3 protein-coding genes and 1 pseudogene are annotated in these 2,838 nt (G+C 56.6%); 1 reads left to right on the top strand and 3 read right to left on the bottom strand.

Going from position 1 to position 2,838, the window contains the following annotated elements:
* A partial coding sequence (locus ACSZPU_RS24820) for an MFS transporter (protein ID WP_499004247.1) occupies positions 1–991 on the top strand: 991 nt, incomplete at its 5' end.
* Here the strand turns inward: ACSZPU_RS24820 and ACSZPU_RS24825 are convergent.
* From ACSZPU_RS24825 to yddG, 3 genes and pseudogenes are all read right to left on the bottom strand, one after another.
* Positions 975–1,451: an RES family NAD+ phosphorylase gene (locus tag ACSZPU_RS24825; RefSeq protein WP_499004248.1), complete on the bottom strand. Its 477-nt coding sequence runs from the start codon at positions 1,449–1,451 to the stop codon at positions 975–977. The two genes, ACSZPU_RS24820 and ACSZPU_RS24825, sit on opposite strands and share 17 nt — an antisense overlap.
* Complete coding sequence (locus ACSZPU_RS24830) at positions 1,451–1,897, bottom strand: Xre family toxin-antitoxin system antitoxin (protein WP_499004250.1); 447 nt, start codon at positions 1,895–1,897, stop codon at positions 1,451–1,453. The genes ACSZPU_RS24825 and ACSZPU_RS24830 overlap by 1 nt, the downstream gene beginning before the upstream one ends.
* Before the next feature lie 77 nt (positions 1,898–1,974).
* Positions 1,975–2,719, bottom strand: a pseudogene (yddG, locus tag ACSZPU_RS24835) (aromatic amino acid DMT transporter YddG); the annotation flags it as partial.
* Positions 2,720–2,838: the final 119 nt, after the last annotated feature.

Consider the following 2,838-nt stretch of genomic DNA (forward strand, 5'->3'; position numbering starts at 1 on the left):
GATGCTGGTGATGGCGCTGACCGCGCGCTATGTGCCGCGCCAGCAAGGACGTCGCCAGCAGCCGCTCAACCTGAGCCGGGCCGTGATGCTGATTGCCGCCATCCTGATGCTGGTGTGGAGCGCTAAAACTGCGCTGAAAGGTAGCGTGGCCGCCTGGGGCGTGATCGCGGTGTTTCTTGTCGGGGCGACATTGCTGGCCGGATTTGTGCGCCAGCAGCTTGCCGCATCCGTGCCAATGATCGATCTGCGTCTGTTCACTCATCGCATCATCCTGACCGGGGTATTAATGGCTGTGACCGCAATGGTTGCTCTGGTCGGTTTCGAGCTGCTGATGGCGCAGGAGTTGCAGTTTGTACATGGCTTTACGCCGTTTGCTGCCGGGTTGTTTATGCTGCCAGTGATGCTGGCGAGCGGGTTCAGTGGGCCGATAGCCGGTATGCTGGTTTCCCGTCTGGGATTGCGGCAGGTGGCCTCCGGCGGGATGGCCCTGAGTGCCATCTGTTTTCTGGGGCTATCCGTGACCGATTTTTCCACCCAGCAAACCCAGGCGTGGATACTGATGGCGCTGCTGGGATTCAGTGCGGCAAGTGCGTTGTTGTCGTCCACAGCGGCGATTATGGCAGCGGCGCCCAAAGAGAAAGCGGCTGCCGCCGGGGCGATTGAAACCATGGCCTACGAGCTGGGGGCCGGGCTGGGGATTGCGCTGTTTGGCTTGATCCTGACCCGTAGCTTTTCGTCGTCGATTATGTTGCCCGCAGGATTAAACGGCGAACAGGCGGCGCTGGCATCATCGTCTATCGGCGAGGCGTTTCAACTGGCACAAGACGTCTCTTCGCCGCTGGCGCAAGGGATCATGAGTGCGGCCAGAACCGCGTTTGTTTCGTCGCACAGCATGGCATTGAGTACCGCAGGTGTCATGTTACTGCTGCTGGCCGTTGGGGTGTGGCTGAGTCTTAAGGGTGTGGATAAACGCCTTAGCACGGGCGACTAAGACGTGGGTCCAGCATAAAGGGTTCGGATTTCACGCTTTTGAGGATTTTCGCCGCCTGCGGGTGCTCGGGGTTAAAGAGCGCGTTCCATTCGCCGGTAATGGTGCTTGGAACGCGCAATATCAGCCCGTTCTGGCTTGAGGCCAGCCAGTCATCGCCGATATGTTGCGTTGAAACAGGAGGCGGGTCTGCCTTCCAGTCTGCGGGCAGGGCGGTCAGATCCAGCGTCGCGATAAGGTTGCGCGGCACATCGAGGGTGAGAAAATAGTAGCCCAGGGCGATATCTTCGATCTCCAGATGTACCAGCGTTTCCAGCACGCAGAGCGCTTTTGACTCTCCCAGATACACACATTCATGCCCCGGCGAATTCCAGCGTCCGCCGAAGGTGCGCGCGCCATAGCCGTCAAAGGCGGTCAGCGCATATCGTTCTTTGACCAGACGCCAGAAGGTGACGTTTTCCATTAGCTAATCACGCCGTGCTCAAGGCGGCCAATCAACGTCAGGACTGCCTCCGCTCCGGCGGGAGTGGAGAGCAGGTCAGCCGGTTTTTTACCGCCAAGACCTTTTGCCGGTTTGTTAAGCCAGCTAGCCATCCGCTCGCTGTCGCCATTAAACAGTTCGCGGGCGGCGCTGATCACCCGGGCCAGCGTGTAAACGCGGGCGCTCTGCTCCGGTGAAAAGCGTTTCTCGGAGCTGTTAAGTCGGCGGCTATAGGTATTGCGGTCGATGCCAGCCATTCGACACAGAGTGACTTCATCAAGAGAGACGGCGCCAGCGATATCACGCAGCACATCTGCATTCAGGCCAGCGCTGATGCTGTCATGAGCGGCAATCGCCGTGGCCGGAAGCCCCAGGATGCTAAGCAGGTCGTGCGGCATAGCGCGTACGCCCGGTGTATAGAGTTGCATTGTTCGCCTCCGCTTGTTCATTTGATATTGATTTTAGTTCAAATGAACAAGCAGGGCAATGGCTGCTACTGATGTCGCGTTGCCGCAGCCAAAACGGCAACGTGCCCGTGCAAAATCCCGACGTTCCAGGCGGCATAGCCAAAGCCCAGCGATGGCGGTCATCGCCAGTTTGAAAACGACCGGAAGACTAAATTGCATGGGCGGTTGGTCGCTCAGCGCAAATTTTATCCACAATGTTGCCGCCGTCAGCAAAATAAAGAGCGTGATGCCGTTCGATCCTTTGGCATATTTACTGGTGACGGTGCAATAGGCTGCCCAGATAAATGCCCCGGTAAAGGCGAGAGAATAACTCAACGGGCTGGAGAGAATATTTTGCGTAATATCGTGAATATTTAGCCCTTGATCGCCGCCCAGCACCCAGCTTACGCCACTTACAGCTAAAATGAGCCCAGGAATTACCCACAGCGTGGTTTTTTGACCATTGAAGAGAATGGCAAATAATATGGTTAAGCTTGGCCATAAATAATTGACCATGCCGACTTCAATCGCCTGCTGGCGCGTTGCGGCAAACCCCAGTGACAGGGCGAGGCACAGCTCATAGCTGACAAATAAGACGCTGCCTGCCAGTAAATAACCGCGAGGAAAACGGCGAAGGTTGGGGAATCCCACTGTAAGAATAAGCAACATACCGCTCAACGTATAAATCATCGCCGCCCCACCAACCGGGCCCAGGCCTTCGCTGAGCGCGCGAATCAGGCCCACCATCGTACTCCACAACACGATGGCTATCAGCCCAATCAGCGTGGCTTTCTTTTTATTCATGCAACTGCGTTCCCTTAAAAACAGCAAAGGGGAAATTTATAGCACTTGGCGGATTCAACTCCGAAGTGCAACGCTAAGCCGCCAATCTTAGCTCTGCAAACACCACAGACGGTTGCCTG

Origin of the sequence: Phytobacter sp. V69, assembly GCF_965644215.1 — a bacterium.
GTDB lineage: Bacteria > Pseudomonadota > Gammaproteobacteria > Enterobacterales > Enterobacteriaceae > Phytobacter.

What these genes read in the sequence shown, in the direction of transcription:
- ACSZPU_RS24825 (WP_499004248.1), bottom strand. Translation starts at nt 1,451, where the DNA reads ATGGAAAACGTCACCTTCTGGCGTCTGGTCAAAGAACGATATGCGCTG.
- ACSZPU_RS24830 (WP_499004250.1), bottom strand. Translation starts at nt 1,897, where the DNA reads ATGCAACTCTATACACCGGGCGTACGCGCTATGCCGCACGACCTGCTT.